The sequence below is a fragment of the Thalassotalea sp. ND16A genome (genome assembly GCF_000764205.1).
Lineage (GTDB): Bacteria > Pseudomonadota > Gammaproteobacteria > Enterobacterales > Alteromonadaceae > Thalassotalea_A.
On record NZ_JQDZ01000048.1, the window covers coordinates 21,314 to 38,334 of the forward strand.

Here is a 17,021-nt window from a genome sequence, read left to right on the forward strand (position 1 = left end):
GTGTCGAAGTCACTCGAATACGACTTGAAATATTTTGCCTCAGCCATCGCACTATTAGTGCTCCTGTTAATGTCGTGGGTGTTATATTTACTCGATAGTTCAGCACTTGTTTCGGTCACCCTGTTCGGCGCTATTGGTATGCCGTTAGCTATTGCCAGCTTGCGGGTTTATCAACGCACCATTGCACCATTTTATCGATTAAGCTCGCTGGTAGAAGCGATACGTCTTGAAGATTACAGTTCGCGGGTCAAGCCAACTTATAACCAGGGGATCCTAAATGAACTGTCGGTTGAGATAAACAATCTGGCGGAGTTATTACAGCAGCGGAAACAACGATATGACCAACATGCTTTTTTGATTTACCAATTAATGGAGCAGCTAGATACCCCGATAGTCGTCTTTAACGACAGTTTACAACTCAGCCATGCTAACGATGCTTTTTCCACCTGGTGTCAGCAGCCCTGGCAATCGTTACGTCATTACTCATCACAGCGGCTGGGGTTCGTGCTCAATGAGCAACAACAATGGCAGATATTAAGTGATAAAGACAACCAAAACAGCGAGCAAAACTGGCAACTGAGACAAAGTAACTTCATCAAAGATAACCACAAATATCATTTATTGGTGTTAACCGATATCGGCCAGGAAATTCGCAAGACCCAGCAAGATTCCTGGTTGCAAATTATTCGGGTATTAAGCCATGAAATCCATAACTCGTTAACGCCAATAAAATCATTGGCACAAGCAATGGCGGAAATGCCCGGCACCGAAGCACGCTCAAAACAGGCGTTAGCGGTAATTGTCAAACGCAGTATCTCGCTCGATGAATTTGTCAGTCGCTATGCCACCCTGTATCGTAATTTTAACGTTCAGCCTTGCTCGATAAACAGCAGCGACTTTGCCAGCAACTTAAGCACCCTATTTAGTCAGCAAGCTATCGTTTTTGAAAATAATATCCGCGAAATTCCTGCCGACCCGGCCTTACTTGAGCAGGTGATGATTAACCTGATCAAAAATGCCATTGAAGCGCACCCCGATGCGACGAATACTAACGGCAGCGATCATAAGCATGCTGAAGTCACAGTAAGCTTTAATCAACTCCAAGGCAAAACCCATATTGAGATCATTGATCAAGGCCGCGGCATCAGTAATCCGGAGAACCTGTTTGTGCCCTTTTATACCACCAAAGAAACCGGTAATGGTATTGGCCTGGCCTTGTGTCGTAACATCATCGAGCAACATGGCGGGACACTAAGTTTAGTGAATAATAGCAATGGCGTTGGCGCCAAAGCAGAGATTGTCTTACCGAACAAACTAATCACTATCGCGGATGGTTAGCTTACTACTTAAGCCCGGGACAGACACTGAACAACCCCACTCTAAAGGCTGTCCTGCCTGTCGTGGATAAGTTCTTCCCTGAACAAAAAGGGCCCTTCGTGAGAAGGGCCCTTTTCGAATCAGTTTCAAGCTTAGGTTAATTTAAGAACATAAACTTAGCGATGAACAGAGCCGTAAGCGCCCAAACACCAGCAGATATCTGGCTCGATTTACCAGCACCGACTTTTAGAACGGTGTAAGTGATGAAGCCAAAAGCAATACCGTTAGCGATAGAGAAGGTGAATGCCATCATTACCGTAGTACATACTGCCGGCGCATATTCCGTTAAATCATTCCAGTCCAGGCCTTTAAGAGAACTCATCATCAACATGGCAACGTAGATAAGCGCGCCGTCAACGGCAAAACCTGGTAGCATTTGCGCAAGCGGTAAGAAGAACATACCGACAGCGAATAACAAACCGATAGTTACAGCAGTTAGACCGGTACGACCACCGGCAGCAACACCTGCTGCAGACTCCACGTATGACGTCACTGGTGGACAACCAAAACCAGTACCGATAACAGAAGAGATAGAGTCAGCTTTTAAAGATTTGCTTAAGCCTTCAATTTTACCGTTTTTGTCTTGTAAATTAGCGCGCTCAGCAACACCCATTAACGTACCCGCGGTATCGAAGATGTTCACGAATAGGAAGGTCACAATTACCGGGATCAAGGCAACTTCAAAAGCACCAGCGATGTCCGCTTTCCACAAAATGGGTTCAAGTGCCGAGAACTCAGGTACCGCTAACAGGCCGGTGTAGTTGACAAAACCCGACGCCGGTGCCCAAGCTTTCGCTTCTTCAGCAATAACGAAGAAGTCAGTCGGCAAAACCCAGGTCATGGCGAAGGCAATAAAAGTAGTGGCAGCAATACCGATTAGTACAGCACCAAACACTTTACGATAGCTAAGAATGGCGATAAGTAAAAAGCTTAAGAAACCCAGAGCCGGTGCTTCAGGGCCGAACTTGCCGAAGCCAAAATGAGTAAGGTCAGCAAGAGCAACAACGTTATCCGGGTTAGCCACAACGATACCGGTGAAACGCAGACCGATGAAGCCTAAGAACAGACCAACACCTGCCGTCATCGCCAGTCGTAAGCTCATCGGTATACTGTCGAGCATCCATTCCCGCAGCCGGGTGACACTCATTAGAACGAAGATAACCCCCGACAGGAATACTGCACCTAGCGCAATTTGCCAGCTATAACCCATAGCACCAACGACGGAGAAGGTGAAGAAAGCGTTTAGTCCCATGCCCGGAGCAAGACCTACCGGCCAATTTGCGTACAGACCCATTAGGATGGTTGCAATCGCGGCACCAAGACAGGTTGCCAGGAATAATCCATCAAACGGCATGCCGGTTTTCGACATGATAATAGGGTTTAAAAACATAATGTACGACATGGTCACGAAGGTGGTAAGACCCGCCATGATCTCAGTTTTTACCGTCGTATTATGTGCAGACAGCTTAAAGAATCGTTCTAACAGACCGACCTTACCCGCTTGGTTTTCTTCGTAACTTTTACTAACCTGTTCCATAACTACAGTTCTCTCGTTAATTGTTAAATAAGGCCGTTTATTTTTATGTTTTAAAGTGTGACCTGTGTGTTGCTGAATTACCGATAAAAAAGTAATCTCAGTTTTTGCTAGTTGTAAGAAAGAGGCTGTGTTCTACCCTAATTCTGTGTAGCTAACTCAATAAACCATAAAAAATCGCCAAAGTTAAGCATGAACGCTTGTTTATGATTTCACATAGTGGAAACAATATGCGTTATCGCCGCTAGAATCGCCGGAGGCGAAGCAAGTAGCTGATGAATAAACCCAGTTAAATTTCACATCGTAAAAATTAACTTTATGTAATTAAAACAACCAAATGTCGTGGTTCTGGTTAAGTATAGTCGGTTAATTTACCTTGGTTTAGGCTACTGAGTAGCGGTGCGATTTTGGCTAATAAGTGGTTAAAAACACTTAAAAAAATAATTATCACCGTTGTTGCCATTGCACATTATGGCTAGTTTTTAGCCGCTATTTTTATTATAATTAGGCCATCAATTAAGTCGCGGCTTAGTTGATCATTTCTTGGTTTTTTAAACCCGAAAATCTGTCGACGGTTCAGGTGTCTGGTTTATATGAATACCAATCCGTATAATGATCTGATCATTGAGTAACTCAAATAAACAGCACATGAGTTACCCTTAGGGAATCTATATAAAGCTTGATAACTTCTTGAAATTTCAAAAAGATATGAATAACTATCTCTTTAAAATTTCAGTTGTTCTAAAGCTTTCTATATCATTCTCAATTGATCACATCATTACGCGAACTGGTATAAACACATCATCTCTGGTTGTTTTTTGTTCAGTACCTATAATTGCTGTCGGACGGTTGACCTGAGTATTATTAATACCAAGTGGATTAAATATCTGTTCATTTTTAATTCACTTGCTATAGCGCAAACATTTTAACATTAGGTAGCTATGCTTTCTTTATCACATTTTAATCGACATACCATCAAGGGTGACATTTTTGGTGCATTGACTTCGACCATCGTTGCATTGCCCTTTGCTTTAGCCTTTGGTGTAACTTCTGGTGCTGGTGCCAGCGCTGGTATTTATTGTGCCATCATCACCGGCTTATTTGCCTCATTATTTGGTGGTACTAATCAGCAAATATCGGGACCCAATACCGGCTTAACCGTGGCCATGGTGGCGATATTAACCAGCTTCGTTGCCCAGTCTCCTGAAAACGGTATTGCCATGGCATTCACCGTGGTCAGTTTGGCCGGTTTATTCCAGATGCTATTTGGCTTTTTTAAACTAGGCAAGTATTTTATCCTGGTCACCTATCCGGTGATATCGGGTTTTACCTCTGGTATTGGGGTGTTGATCATACTCTCCCAAATTGAGCCGTTATTTGGCCGCTCATTGCCTGAGCTGCAGCTGTCATTAACGACATTAACCAGTACCAATACCTTACTTGGACTTGCTTGTTTACTGGTGCTGTTTTTATGGCCGCAAAAATACAGCAGAGTGGTGCCCGCCAGCATTATTGCGGTGATTGGCGCCACTATCTTTTATGTGTTTGTTGGCGTTGATATGCCGGTTGTTGGTGCCATTGCCAGTGAACTGCCTTCATTTAATATGCCGGTATGGGACACTGCCTTAGCCGGTGAAATGATTAAGTCGGCATTGCTAATTGCCACCTTAAGTACGCTAGATTCATTAATGACATCACTAACGGTGGATAGTATCAGTAATGACCTGCATGACTCGGATCAAGAGCTTGTCGGTCAGGGCATTGGTAATATTGTCGCCGGTTTATTTGGCGCATTGCCTGGTGGTGGCGCGACCATGCGTACGGTAACGAACTTAAGAGCTGGTGGTACAACGCCATTATCTGGCATGCTGCATGCAATTTTCATCTTAGCCATTGTGCTATGGGCGGGAGAATACACCGCCTATATTCCCGTTGCCGTGTTAGCCGCGATATTGACTCATGTGGGTATTAGTATTATTGATTGGAACTTCCTCAAACGCATTCATCAGGTACCATTATTCAGTGTTGGCTTAATGCTATCCACCATGTTTATGTCGGTCGCTTTTGATTTGGTGACGGCGGTATTAATTGGCGTATTTATCGCAAACTTAGTGACCATTCGCCGGTTATCCGAAATCCAGTTAGATAATATTAAATTGTGCACGGCAAAAGATGCTGAACATCTCTCGCCGCCGGAGAAACAGTTATTAGAATCGATGGACGATAGCTTGCTATTGCTGAATATCTCTGGACCCATTGGCTTTGGTGTTGCCCGTGGCTTGAAGCAGAGTGTCTCCAATGCGGATCAAGATAAAACCTTATTGATAGATTTAACCGATGCGCGCCTGGTCGGCATTACCAGTACCATTGCCATTGAAGAAATTATTATTGGTTATCAAAGTCAGGGACGGGATATCTTATTATCGAGTGTCTGTGAGCGAGTGCGAAATGATTTTAATAAATTAAAATTACTCGACAAAATATCGCCAGAACATATTTTTGCGACCAGGTTGGATGCACTGAAATACGTGAAGCAGAAACTTGCTTAGTGCACTAGCCAGCGACTAAAGATCACTGGCTTTTCTCGATTCCATTCGATAAACGATGGGCGCAATGAAGTATTAATTGCATACTTCATTGCGACCAGTAACTAGCCTATAGAACAGAAATTCGACTAAAGGTATCAACTCCAGCTTGCGCACAACCTAAATCCTGCTCTGGCGATCCTGAACTAACACCAATGCCACCAACCACTTCACCGTTGGCATAAATGGGCAAACCACCACCAACAATACACATACGTCCACCTAAGGCAGTATGTATACCAAATAGGTTATTTTCATGACCCGGTATACACGCCTGATTAAATTCATGGGTGCCTTTGCGAGCCGATGCCGCGGTAAAGGCTTTATCCTGAGAAATGGTAATACTGTGGATTTTACCGCCATCCATGCGTTCAAAGGCGAGCAAACTCCCCGATTCATCAACCACAGAAATACACATAGGTATACCCAGTTCGTTGGCTTTATCTACTGCGCCGTCAATGATTAATTTCGCTTCCGTTTGATTTAGTCTATTTACTGTTAACATATTTTACACTCTTGTAGTTTTAAAAACTGGTGGATCAAACAAGATTAAAAACAATGACGGATAGTGAAAGGTGAGACGTCTAATTGTTTACTTGCCTGATATTATTTGAAGCTTGCTTTGAAAGTTAATTTGAAACTTGCATTGAAAGTTGATTTTCGACATAACCAAGCTCTGCTGATATCGATTTTCCAGCCGCTAATAAGTCATTAACCCATTCATCTTTACGCCGCTCAATCGGGGCCGAAACAGATAATCCGGCGACCACTTCGCCGTAGCGGTCATACAAGAGTACGCCAATACAACCGACGCCAATCTCAGCTTCTTCATTATCAAAAGCAAAGCCTTGTTCAACACAGCGCATGCACTCATCCACCAGAGTATCTAATGTGGAAAAGGTTTTACGGGTATAACCGGGTAAATTGGTGCGCTGCGCATAGCCACTAATGCCTTCTTTGCCTTCCATGCCCAACATCATTTTGCCGACGCCGGTAACATGCAAAGGCGCACGGCTACCAATGATTTGTTGCACGTGCATCATGCGGTTAGGGATCGCTTTTTCGACATAAATAATCACATCACCTTCACGAGTGGTAAGGTTAATGGTTTCACCAAATTTATCGCGCAGTTTTTCCATGTACGGAATCGCCACTTTACGAAAATCAATGTTGCGATTTTGATTGCTACTTAACCGGATTAAGCGACCACTTAATTGATATTTACCCGTGTTGTCTCTATCAACAAAATGGTTATCGATGAGCGAATGCAAGATACGAAACGCCGTAGAAGGCGCCAAATTAGTATCCGCACTCAGTGCTTTTAGTGTTACCGGCATGGAATAGCGTGATATTGCATCTAATAACATCGCGGCTCGGTCAATCACTTGAATTCGAGATTCGGGTTTAACTTTTTTCATGATTTTTTACTACTCATTGCAACGGCGCTCATTTTGAATATAAACCTAAAAGTACAATAAAACCACAATATGGTATGCGCTTCTTCATTTCACATTATGGAATTTCTATATTCTCAATCATTAAAACCACAAAGTAAAGCTGATTTATCAGCCACTTAGATACATACGATGTAAGGTGAGGCAACAATGATTCCACAATGTGGAATCCTTGTTGTTTGCGAGAAGGTGATCTTTTTCATAAGGTGGAATTGAAATTGAAAATTAAAGCAATAACTCAAATTAATAGGTAAAGGTATCGTCAAAGCAGCATAGCTGACTAATTACATGGCAAGGCTTTGATGAATATTGAGAGGAAAATATGAGCAGTTCAACCCAATCAACGATGAACATTCCAAACTATGATGATGTATTAGTGGCCCATGAACGTATTAAACCCTACATTCATGAAACACCGGTATTAACATCTCGCTTCTTGAATGAATTAACCGGGGCCGAATTATTTTTTAAATGTGAAAACTTGCAAAAAGCGGCCGCATTCAAAGTTCGTGGTGCCTGTAACGCCGTATTCGGATTAACCGATGAAGAAGCCAAAGTCGGTGTCGCCACCCACTCTTCCGGCAATCACGCATTATCGCTTTCCTATGCCGCAGGACAACGCGGTATTCCGGTCACAGTGGTGATGCCAAGGACAGCGCCGCAAGCGAAAAAAGATGCGGTAATTGGCTATGGCGGCAGTATCGTTGAATGTGAACCGTCTACCAGTTCCAGAGAAGCGGTCTTCGCCGAAGTGGTGGCAGAATCTGGCGCAGACTTTGTTCACCCTTATAACGATCCTCGTGTTATTGCCGGCCAGGCGACTTGCTCAAAAGAACTGGTTAAGCAGGTGCCCGATTTAGATATGGTGATAGCGCCAATCGGTGGCGGTGGCATGATTTCCGGCACCTGTCTGACCATCTCGACGATTGCACCAGAGATAAAAATTTATGCTGCAGAGCCACTCAATGCCGATGATGCTGCCCGTTCATTTAGGGCCGGACATATCATTGCCGATGACGCACCAAACACCGTTGCCGATGGTCTTAAAGTACCCCTTAAAGATTTAACCTGGCACTTTGTTAAAAACCATGTGACCGACATTTTAACCGCCACGGAAGACGAAATTGTCGAGGCAATGAAACTGGTTTGGCTACGGATGAAAATTGTCATTGAACCGAGCAGTGCCGTGACGTTAGCAACTATTTTGAAAAACCCTGAGGTATTTAAAGGCAAGCGTGTCGGGGTAATTATTACTGGCGGCAATGTCGACTTAGACAAGCTGCCGTGGATGAACAAATAACACTGATATTAAACCGGAATACCAAGTTGATTAAGTTATTTCCCACTCAGTGAGAATTAAAAGGCTTATAGGCAAGGCATTGATTGAAGAGAATGGTTGTTCCCTTGTCAAAATCAATAACGCAGCGTAGAAGCCTTTTAAACTCACCCTTGGGAGCTTGCTTTAGGCCCACTAACGTCCCAAAATTCATTTAATATAGAACAACTATATCTAAACAAATTTTGCTTGTTATTGAACCTAAAACATAGCTCTGAGTTGGGAATAAATTTAATCAAATTGGTATTTAATTAAAACTAAAATTTTGGAGATGAAAATGGCTAGAGGAAGTGAATTAGAAGTAGGTTATGACGTTCCTGCAGTACCGGGTATGAATGAAGCAGATATTCAAACCCCATGTTTAGTGGTCGATCTGGATGCGTTGGAGCGCAATATTAAAACCATGGGCCAATATGCTAAAGACATGGGCGTGCGCCACCGTGTGCATGGCAAAATGCACAAATCGGTCGATATCGCATTACTGCAAGAGCAACTGGGGGACAGTTGCGGCGTGTGTTGTCAAAAGGTTTCAGAAGCGGAAGTGTTCGCTCGTGGCGGCATAAAAGACGTTTTAGTGTCTAACCAGGTACGTGATCCTGCAAAAATTGATCGCTTAGCACGGTTACCAAAACTCGGCGCTCGTACCCTTTGCTGTGTCGATGACATTGACAACGTTGCTGAGTTAGCGGCTGCCGTTGAGAAATACGGCACTGAGATCGAATGTCTGGTAGAAATAGATTGTGGTGCCGGTCGTTGTGGCGTCAGTGAAGGTCAACCTGTGGTGGATATCGCCAAAGCAATTGCCGCAACACCGGGGTTAAAATTTGCCGGCATTCAAGCGTACCAGGGTGCGATGCAGCACATGGAAAATTACCAGCAACGGAAAGAAAAAGTGGATATCGCTATCGATATGGTCGCGCGTACAATCGCGATGCTTAAATCTGAAGGACTTGAGTGTGACATCGTTGGCGGTGGTGGTACAGGTTCGTATTACTTTGAAGGTAACTCAGGCGTTTTCAATGAGTTACAATGTGGTTCTTACGCATTCATGGATGCCGACTATCAAACCATTTGTGATCAAAACGGCGAAAAAATCTCGGAATTCGAAAACGCATTATTCATCTTAACGTCAGTAATGAGCCATTCGAAAGCCGACAAAGCCATTTGTGATGCCGGTCTTAAAGCCCAATCTGTAGACAGTGGCTTGCCATATATCTTTGGTCGTGACGATGTCGAATACATTAAGTGTTCAGATGAGCACGGCGTGATTTCAGATCCTAGCGGCGCGTTAAAAGTGAATCAAAAATTAAAACTTGTTCCGGGCCATTGTGATCCAACTTGTAACGTTCACGATTACTACGTAGGCGTTCGTAACGGTAAAGTAGAGACTTTATGGCCAGTATCTGCGCGTGGTAAAGCTTACTAAGAAAGCAAGTCCGATAATTTATTGCCCATTTAAACTCGCCCTACGCAAGTTTGAACAATAAATTGTCGGAATCGATTATAAAGCATCATGCCCCCTTGGTGTTCACCAAGGGGCACAATCACTATCTAGGAAATAAACAATGAGTGATCAACATAATAACCAAGGCGTAGTCGTAGTAACCGAAGAGGTTTGTCAAGCAATCATGGGCCGCAGCGATGCATTTACCGCAGTAGAAAATGTATTTGCTGCGATGTCTAAAAATACCGCCTACAACTTCCCGGTCATCCGCGAAGCTATCGGTCATGCCGATGCACTGTATGGTTTTAAATCCGGCTTTGACCGTGACTCTATGGTATTAGGATTAAAATCAGGCGGTTACTGGCCTGGTAATGTCGAAAAAGGTCTGACCAACCACCAATCAACGGTGATTTTATTTGATCCTGATACCGGAAAATTAAAATCGCTGGTCGGCGGTAACTATCTTACCGCAGTACGAACTGCCGCATCATCGGCGGTATCGATAGCGCATTTAGCTCGCCAAGATTCTAAAGTGTTAGGCATGATTGGCGCAGGTCATCAATCAACATTTCAGTTACGCGCTGCCGTTGAACAACGAAACTTTGAAAAAGTAGTCGGCTGGAATATTGATCCGGAAAGGCTTTCTATTCTCGCCGAGGTGTGTGCAGAGTTATCACTGCCGTTTGAGTCAGTTAGCCGAGAAGAGTTGTGTGCACTATCTGACGTTATCATCACCATTACTTCCGCCTTTGAAGCATTACTGGACAACGCCTGGATTAAACCTGGCACGCACATCGCGTGCATGGGCACAGACACCAAAGGCAAGCAAGAAGTTGACGCGAAACTGTTCCGCACCGCCACCGTGTTTACCGATGAATTAGCGCAATCGATTACGATTGGCGAAGCGCAACACGCGATCCAGTCTGGGTTGATTGTAGAATCGGACATCGTGCCAATTGGCGAGGTGATCAATGGCACCAATTCAGGGCGAACCAGTGAAGATGAAATCACCTTATTCGACGGTACCGGTGTTGGTTTACAAGATTTAGCCGTTGCTTCAGTTGCCGCAGAATTAGCACAAGCCAAAGGCCAGGCATTTTACATAAATTTATAGACAAGTTTTATCTTACCAAGCTAATGTAACAGTCCATTAAGGGAGTGCCTGATTGCGGGTACTCCCTTCTTACCAATCTAAGTTTCAGACACCTACCTCAGTAATTTAAGCCAAAGTTCAAGTCTGTTTTTCGACGCTAAATAATTGCTATCAGTGGATGCCACAGCCTTTTAGAATGATTTGCGTTAACGAGGCGACAACCTCTTCAAAGTCGTCATCGTTCATCTGTTCTTTGTTTAACGCCGCCACCACTTGCACATTAAAGTCAGCGTAGTGTTGGGTGGAACTCCAGATTAAGAATAATAAATGGTGTGGGTTGAGCTGATCGATTAAGCCTTGCTCAATCCAGGCGTCAATTACCGCGACTTTACTTTGCAGCCAGGCTTTAAAGTCAGTATTAAGGTAGTCATTCAATACTGGCGCGCCATGAATTAATTCACTGGCAAATATTCTCGACGAATCCGGGTCATCCCTGGAATGCATCACTTTTGCTCGAATATAGGCACTAAGGGCCTGTTTCGGCTCCAAATCGGCATTTAAGGTATCGTAATCTCTGTTCCAGACTTCGATGATGTTGCTCAACAGTTGCTGATAGAGATCGGTTTTATCTTGAAAGTAATAATGAATATTTGCGCGAGCGATGTTCGCCCGTTCGGCAATACGTTTAATAGACGCGCCTTTAAAGCCATAAGTGACGAATTCTTTTTTCGCCGCATTGAAGATTAATGATTTATTTTTTTGGCGAATATTGCCTTTTAACGTTCTAACTTTTGTCACAAATGCTCCTGAAATAAAATCAGCTGCAATATCGGTGTTGCACCATGCAGCTGACTTTTATTATTAGATAATAAAAGTTGCTCCGTTTCAACCCGATAAGGCGAAGTTAGCTTTACTTTATTAGGGGCTGTTGACCTTTGCTGTGCATTTTTGAACAAAATTTGTACCGCAAAGTTCAACAGACCCTAATATCTTTTCCATTTATTTTACTGCTTTTAATTCAATCCGACGTTGATGCAATAATGGCTCGGTATAACCACTGGGTTGCTCTTTGCCTTTGAAAATTAAATCCATTGCCGCGTTAAAGGCAATGTTACAGTTAAAATCAGGTGCCATCGGCGTATAGCTGGCGTCAGTAATATTTTGCTGATCAACCACTGTTGCCATGCGTTGTAACGATTCCAGCACTTGCTCTTTGGTTAACATACCATGCTGTAACCAGTTGCAAATGTGCTGAGATGAGATGCGCAGAGTGGCTCTGTCTTCCATCCGGCCGATGTTATCAATATCGGGAACTTTTGAACAACCTGTGCCCTGGTCAATCCAACGTACTACGTAACCCAGCAGGCCCTGGACATTGTTATCCAGTTCGTGCTGAATATCTTGCGCACTCAATTGCTGTTGATTTTGCAGTAAAGGGATAGTTAATAAATCGCTTAAGTCATCACTATTTTCACTGTTTGAAAATTGCTTAAGCATACTATCCTGAATCTCGCCGACATTAACCTGGTGATAATGCAACGCGTGTAAAGTTGCTGCCGTTGGTGATGGTACCCAGGCGCAGTTTGCACCGGATTGGGGATGACCAATTTTCGCAGCCATCATCGCCGACATTTCATCGGGTATTGCCCACATGCCTTTGCCGATTTGCGCTTTGCCTTTTAGCCCGGCTTGCAGGCCTATGCGCACATTGCGGTTTTCATAAGCGCTGATCCATTTTTCATTTTTCATCAGCTCTTTACGCGCCATCGGCCCGGCTTGCATGCTGGTATGTATTTCATCGCCGGTACGGTCTAAAAATCCGGTATTGATAAAGGCAAGGCGATTTTTGGCGGCACGGATACACTCTTTTAAGTTCACCGAGGTACGACGTTCTTCATCCATAATACCCATTTTAATGGTATTGGTGGCTAAGCCCAGACACGCTTCAATGCGGGTAAACAATTCATTACTAAACGCCACTTCATCGGGACCGTGCATTTTCGGTTTGACGATGTAAATGCTACCCTTGCGCGAGTTTTTAACCGCTGAATTGCCTTTCAAATCATGTAATGAAATTAACGTAGTGATCAAACCATCTAAAATCCCTTCCGGCACTTGCTGGTCATCTTTGGTCAATACCGCATCATTGGTCATTAGGTGGCCGACATTACGAACAAACAGCAAGCTACGACCGGGTAAGGTAAAAGGTTCGTTATCGGGCGTGCTATAACTTCTGTCGTCATTGAGCTTACGGGTAATGGATACGCCATTTTTTTTCAGGGTTTCAGTTAAATCGCCTTTCATTAACCCTAACCAGTTGCGATACACCGCAGTTTTATCTTCTGCATCTACCGCTGCAATAGAGTCTTCACAATCTTGTATGGTACTTAACGCCGATTCTAAAATAATATCCGCAACCGATGCCGGATCGGTTTTCGCTACCGGCATACTCGGGTCAATTTTTATTTCAATATGCAGGCCATTGTTTTTGAATAAAATGGCACTGGGGTTTTGCCTGCTGCCACTATAGCCAACAAATTTACTTTCATCGGCTAAACCTACGCGCTCGTCGGACTTCAGCGTAACGACCAACTTGCCAAAGGAAACCTGGTAGCTCACCGCCTCACTGTGACTGCCAGCGGATAACGGCATCACCTCATCTAAAAATTGACGGGCATAGGCTTGTACTTTGGCGCCACGAACCGGGTTGTAGGTTTTGTTAACTTCCGCGCCATCTTCGTCACTAATCACATCGGTGCCATACAAGGCATCGTACAAGCTGCCCCAACGGGCATTGGCGGCATTTAAGGCAAAACGGGCATTCATTAATGGCACCACCAGTTGTGGTCCGGCAACGCTGGCAACTTCATCATCAACATAAGTGGTGGTAATAGCAAAGTCTTGCTTTTCCTCGACAATATAGCCAATATCGAGCAAGAATTGCTGATATTTTTCCTGGTCAAAAGGCTGATTATCGGCCTCTAAATGCCAGGCATCGATTTGTCTTTGAAAATCTTGCCGAATGGCTAACAACTGTTGATTTTTCGGAATGAACTGATCGAAGATATCGGCCATCGATTGCCAAAAGTCTTCCACATCGATACCCGTTCCCGGGATCACTTCATGATTTACTAGATTATAAAGAGACTCTGCCACTTTATATCCGTGTTTGATTACTCGTTTATTCATACATACCCGCTCCATTTCAATATACAGGTTTCAGAGTTCTTGAGCGATGCCAATACAAGGCGCAGTTATGTAGAAATGGTTATTCCCGGCAACTGCTCCTGCGTTGCTCTAATACTGTACATCCGTGTACAAACCTTTCAAATAGCTGCAACGCCGTAGTGGTATTGCTCAAGTACTTGTTCTGTTTCACATTAAACCGTTATTTACGGCTTATATTAGTTACGACAAAAGGCAATGGAACACCATTGCCTTATTTATGCCCGTTACCATGCATTATGCAGGGCTTAGCGTTATTGCATAGTTAACTATTATTGGCGATCCATATTGCCAGCAACTCGCGTTCTTGCTCGGTCATTTCAGTTTTATTCATAAATGGCATGTCTTTCGAGTCGATCACTCGCGCTTTAATTCTCGGCGCCCATTGCTCAATCGAGGCAATGTCATTAAATACCACACCACCTGGTGCTATGGTAAAGACCTCGTCGGTTGGAGTTTGAGAATGACAACTACCACAACGTTGTTCGATAATGGTTTGCACTTTAGTAATATCAACTGTTTGCTGTTTTTGCTCAGCCGTTAACTCGGTTGAACGCGGGGCAATGGCAAAGGCAAGAATGATGGTAGCAACGACCGAACCCACCAATACCATTGGCTTTTGTTTACCAAAATGACGCAATACAAAGTACTGACGAACCGCGGCAGTAATTAATATAATGCCTATTAGCACCAACCAGTTGGCACTATGATTATAGGTCATCGGGTAATGATTTGAGATCATAATAAAGATGACCGGCAATGTGGTATAAGTGTTATGGGTGGAACGCAGTTTGGCATTTAAACCGTAAGCTGGATCTGGCGTTGTGCCCTCTTCAACCGCTTTTACCAGTGCCCGTTGTGATGGCATAATGCCAAAGAATACGTTACCAGCCATAATGGTACCGATAATTGCCCCCATGTGCATGTAAGCACCGCGAGCACTAAATACCTGGGTTAGGCCATAAGATAACGCGGTAGCGACAACAATTAAAATCAAGCCTAATAGAACGCCATGTTCTTTTAATTTGGTTCTGACTAGAATCTCATAACTACCGACACCAACCACGATAGAGCCAAGGCCTAAAGCAATCGCCTGCCACTGGCTAATATCAGCAACGCGTTTGTCGATTAAATACGATTCGGCGCCGACATAAAACATTAACGACAGTAATAAGAAGCCAGTGATCCAGGTGGTGTAGGCTTCCCATTTGAACCAATGCAAAGTGGTCGGCATTTTTTCTGGTGCCAGTTTGTATTTTGCCACTTCGTAAAAACCACCACCGTGGATGGCCCATAGATCACCACCAATGCCTTTATCGGCTTTCCATTGTGGCGGCTTTTCTAAATGATTGTCTAACCAGACAAAGTAAAATGAGGCACCGATCCAGGCGATGCCGGTAATAAGGTGAGCAAAGCGAATGACTAAATTTAGCCATTCATTAATATACGGATCCATAATATTCCTTAATTCTTTTATTTGGAAAAAGCTGAGTTAAACGCGCTCACCCATTATATGAGTGGCTTTAACGTGGCGTTCGTCGCCTAACATGCTTAAGATAAAAAGCTTTTCTGATATATTTTTACTGTGTTGCACACGCCTATCCATCAGCGGCGTGGCATGATAATCAAGCACAATAAAGTCAGCTTCTGCGCCTTTGGTGAAGTTACCGATAGTGCCCTCAAGATCTAACGCTATGGCGCCCCCTAATGTGGCCAGATAAAACGATTGGAATGGGCTGAGTATGTCGCCGCGCAGTTGTTGAGTTTTATAGCCTTCGTTTAACGTACTGAGCATTGAAAATGTGGTACCGGCACCAATATCGGTACCCATACCAACATTGACATCAAACTGTTGCGCCTGTTTCAGGTTAAATAAACCACTGCCTAAAAACAGGTTAGAGCTTGGACAAAAAGCAATGGCCGAGTCAGTTTCCCCCAAACGCTGACATTCTTTATCATGTAAATGCACACCATGAGCGAAGACACTACGACGACCTAATAACTGGCTTTTATCGTAAACGTCCAAATAGCCGTCATCATGGGGAAAAAGCTCTTCAACCCAGGCAATTTCATTGATGTTTTCAGATAAGTGAGTGTGTAAATATACGTCTGGATACTCAGCTAGCAGTTCTCCCGCTTTGTTTAATTGTGCTTTTGAACAAGTTGGTGCAAATCTTGGGGTAATTGCATATTGTAAACGATCCGTTTTATGCCATTTTTCAATTAATGCCTTGCTGTCGTCATAGCCAGTTTGGGCAGTATCCGATAAGTACTCCGGACAGTTTTGATCCATTAATACCTTACCGCAAATCATCCGCAGTTTTTTCTGTTGCGCGACAGTAAAAAACGCCTCAACCGATTCTTTATGAACCGTACCAAACACTAGTGCGGTGGTAGTGCCAGCTTCAACTAATTGCGTTAAAAAGAACTCAGCCACTTTTTTGCCATGTTCTAAGTCAGAAAACTGATCTTCAAACGGAAAGGTGTAGTTTTCTAACCATTCGAGTAATTGTTCACCGAATGAGGCAATCATTTCCGTTTGCGGGTAATGCACATGCGTGTCGATAAATCCGGGCATGATCAAACCATTTTCATAATGGGTAACATCAATAGTTTCATCTAATGTCGGCAATAAATCTGCGGCCTCACCGACTTGTTCTATCAAGCCATCTTTGATGATTAACAAGCCATCTTCAATGTATTGATAACTATCTTCTAGAGCCACTTTGGCTGGATCGGCCAAAAAGTGTAATAATTCTCCGCGATAAACTTTTAACATGTTGTTCTACCTTAATGCATTATCGCTGTGTATTTTAACAGATAAGGCGATATGCTTTGTGCTGTAATATATTGTCGTCTAATTGGTTATTCTGTGTTAGCAAACCAGTTTAATCGACTTCTTGCTTGTTGCCTTTGTGCTCTAGATTTTTGGTACCTTGGGCTTTTTCTAAATATTCTTCTTGCTGATTTTTT

Annotated in this window: 12 protein-coding genes; 5 read left to right on the forward strand and 7 right to left on the reverse strand. The window is 43.6% G+C overall.

What is annotated here, in order from left to right:
• Complete coding sequence (locus ND16A_RS10785; protein WP_033077293.1) at positions 1-1,338, forward strand: sensor histidine kinase; 1,338 nt, start codon at positions 1-3, stop codon at positions 1,336-1,338.
• A 136-nt stretch (positions 1,339-1,474) separates the two neighbouring features.
• On the opposite strand, the gene ND16A_RS10780 is transcribed toward ND16A_RS10785, so the two are convergent.
• Positions 1,475-2,914 (reverse strand): NCS2 family permease, encoded by a 1,440-nt coding sequence (locus ND16A_RS10780; RefSeq protein WP_033077294.1) that lies wholly within the window; start codon positions 2,912-2,914, stop codon positions 1,475-1,477.
• A gap of 938 nt (positions 2,915-3,852) precedes the next feature.
• On the opposite strand from ND16A_RS10780, the gene ND16A_RS10775 reads away from it, so the two are divergent.
• Complete coding sequence (locus tag ND16A_RS10775; protein WP_033077295.1) at positions 3,853-5,460, forward strand: SulP family inorganic anion transporter; 1,608 nt, start codon at positions 3,853-3,855, stop codon at positions 5,458-5,460.
• 106 nt (positions 5,461-5,566) lie between these two features.
• Here the strand turns inward: ND16A_RS10775 and ND16A_RS10770 are convergent, their stop codons facing one another.
• On the reverse strand, positions 5,567-6,001 hold the full coding sequence (locus ND16A_RS10770; RefSeq protein WP_033077296.1) for a GlcG/HbpS family heme-binding protein: 435 nt from the start codon (positions 5,999-6,001) through the stop codon (positions 5,567-5,569).
• Between the two features lie 124 nt (positions 6,002-6,125).
• Positions 6,126-6,914: an IclR family transcriptional regulator gene (locus tag ND16A_RS10765; protein ID WP_033077297.1), complete on the reverse strand. Its 789-nt coding sequence runs from the start codon at positions 6,912-6,914 to the stop codon at positions 6,126-6,128.
• Between the two features lie 358 nt (positions 6,915-7,272).
• Here ND16A_RS10765 and bhcB point away from each other — a divergent pair, with 358 nt between their 5' ends.
• The 3 genes from bhcB to bhcD all read left to right on the forward strand — a co-directional run bounded on the left by bhcB (position 7,273) and on the right by bhcD (position 10,844).
• Positions 7,273-8,250 carry a beta-hydroxyaspartate dehydratase BhcB gene (bhcB, locus tag ND16A_RS10760; RefSeq protein ID WP_033077298.1) on the forward strand — a complete coding sequence of 326 codons (978 nt, stop codon included), beginning with the start codon at positions 7,273-7,275 and terminating at the stop codon, positions 8,248-8,250.
• A gap of 313 nt (positions 8,251-8,563) precedes the next feature.
• The gene (gene bhcC / locus ND16A_RS10755) at positions 8,564-9,712 is read left to right on the forward strand and encodes a 3-hydroxy-D-aspartate aldolase BhcC (RefSeq protein WP_052073021.1); all 1,149 of its coding nucleotides are present in this window, start codon (positions 8,564-8,566) and stop codon (positions 9,710-9,712) included.
• Between the two features lie 139 nt (positions 9,713-9,851).
• Positions 9,852-10,844 (forward strand): iminosuccinate reductase BhcD, encoded by a 993-nt coding sequence (gene bhcD, locus ND16A_RS10750; protein WP_033077300.1) that lies wholly within the window; start codon positions 9,852-9,854, stop codon positions 10,842-10,844.
• 150 nt (positions 10,845-10,994) lie between these two features.
• On the opposite strand, the gene ND16A_RS10745 is transcribed toward bhcD, so the two are convergent.
• From ND16A_RS10745 to guaD, 4 genes are all read right to left on the reverse strand, one after another.
• A complete protein-coding gene (locus ND16A_RS10745) occupies positions 10,995-11,621 on the reverse strand; it encodes a TetR/AcrR family transcriptional regulator (RefSeq protein ID WP_033077301.1) in 627 nt (208 codons plus the stop codon).
• A 201-nt stretch (positions 11,622-11,822) separates the two neighbouring features.
• The gene (locus ND16A_RS10740; protein ID WP_033077303.1) at positions 11,823-14,012 is read right to left on the reverse strand and encodes a malate synthase G; all 2,190 of its coding nucleotides are present in this window, start codon (positions 14,010-14,012) and stop codon (positions 11,823-11,825) included.
• 301 nt (positions 14,013-14,313) lie between these two features.
• Positions 14,314-15,504 carry a urate hydroxylase PuuD gene (locus tag ND16A_RS10735; protein ID WP_033077304.1) on the reverse strand — a complete coding sequence of 397 codons (1,191 nt, stop codon included), beginning with the start codon at positions 15,502-15,504 and terminating at the stop codon, positions 14,314-14,316.
• A 36-nt stretch (positions 15,505-15,540) separates the two neighbouring features.
• Entirely contained in the window at positions 15,541-16,827 is a 1,287-nt protein-coding gene (guaD, locus tag ND16A_RS10730; RefSeq protein WP_033077305.1) for a guanine deaminase, read from the reverse strand.
• Between the last annotated feature and the right edge of the window lie 194 nt (positions 16,828-17,021).

Excerpts from the sequence above, each read along its gene's own strand:
- ND16A_RS10770 (WP_033077296.1), bottom strand. The coding sequence starts at position 6,001 with ATGTTAACAGTAAATAGACTAAATCAAACGGAAGCGAAATTAATCATT.
- bhcB (WP_033077298.1), top strand. The coding sequence starts at position 7,273 with ATGAGCAGTTCAACCCAATCAACGATGAACATTCCAAACTATGATGAT.
- ND16A_RS10765 (WP_033077297.1), bottom strand. The coding sequence starts at position 6,914 with ATGAAAAAAGTTAAACCCGAATCTCGAATTCAAGTGATTGACCGAGCC.
- bhcC (WP_052073021.1), top strand. The coding sequence starts at position 8,564 with ATGGCTAGAGGAAGTGAATTAGAAGTAGGTTATGACGTTCCTGCAGTA.
- ND16A_RS10780 (WP_033077294.1), bottom strand. The coding sequence starts at position 2,914 with ATGGAACAGGTTAGTAAAAGTTACGAAGAAAACCAAGCGGGTAAGGTC.
- guaD (WP_033077305.1), bottom strand. The coding sequence starts at position 16,827 with ATGTTAAAAGTTTATCGCGGAGAATTATTACACTTTTTGGCCGATCCA.
- bhcD (WP_033077300.1), top strand. The coding sequence starts at position 9,852 with ATGAGTGATCAACATAATAACCAAGGCGTAGTCGTAGTAACCGAAGAG.
- ND16A_RS10740 (WP_033077303.1), bottom strand. The coding sequence starts at position 14,012 with ATGAATAAACGAGTAATCAAACACGGATATAAAGTGGCAGAGTCTCTT.
- ND16A_RS10775 (WP_033077295.1), top strand. The coding sequence starts at position 3,853 with ATGCTTTCTTTATCACATTTTAATCGACATACCATCAAGGGTGACATT.
- ND16A_RS10735 (WP_033077304.1), bottom strand. The coding sequence starts at position 15,504 with ATGGATCCGTATATTAATGAATGGCTAAATTTAGTCATTCGCTTTGCT.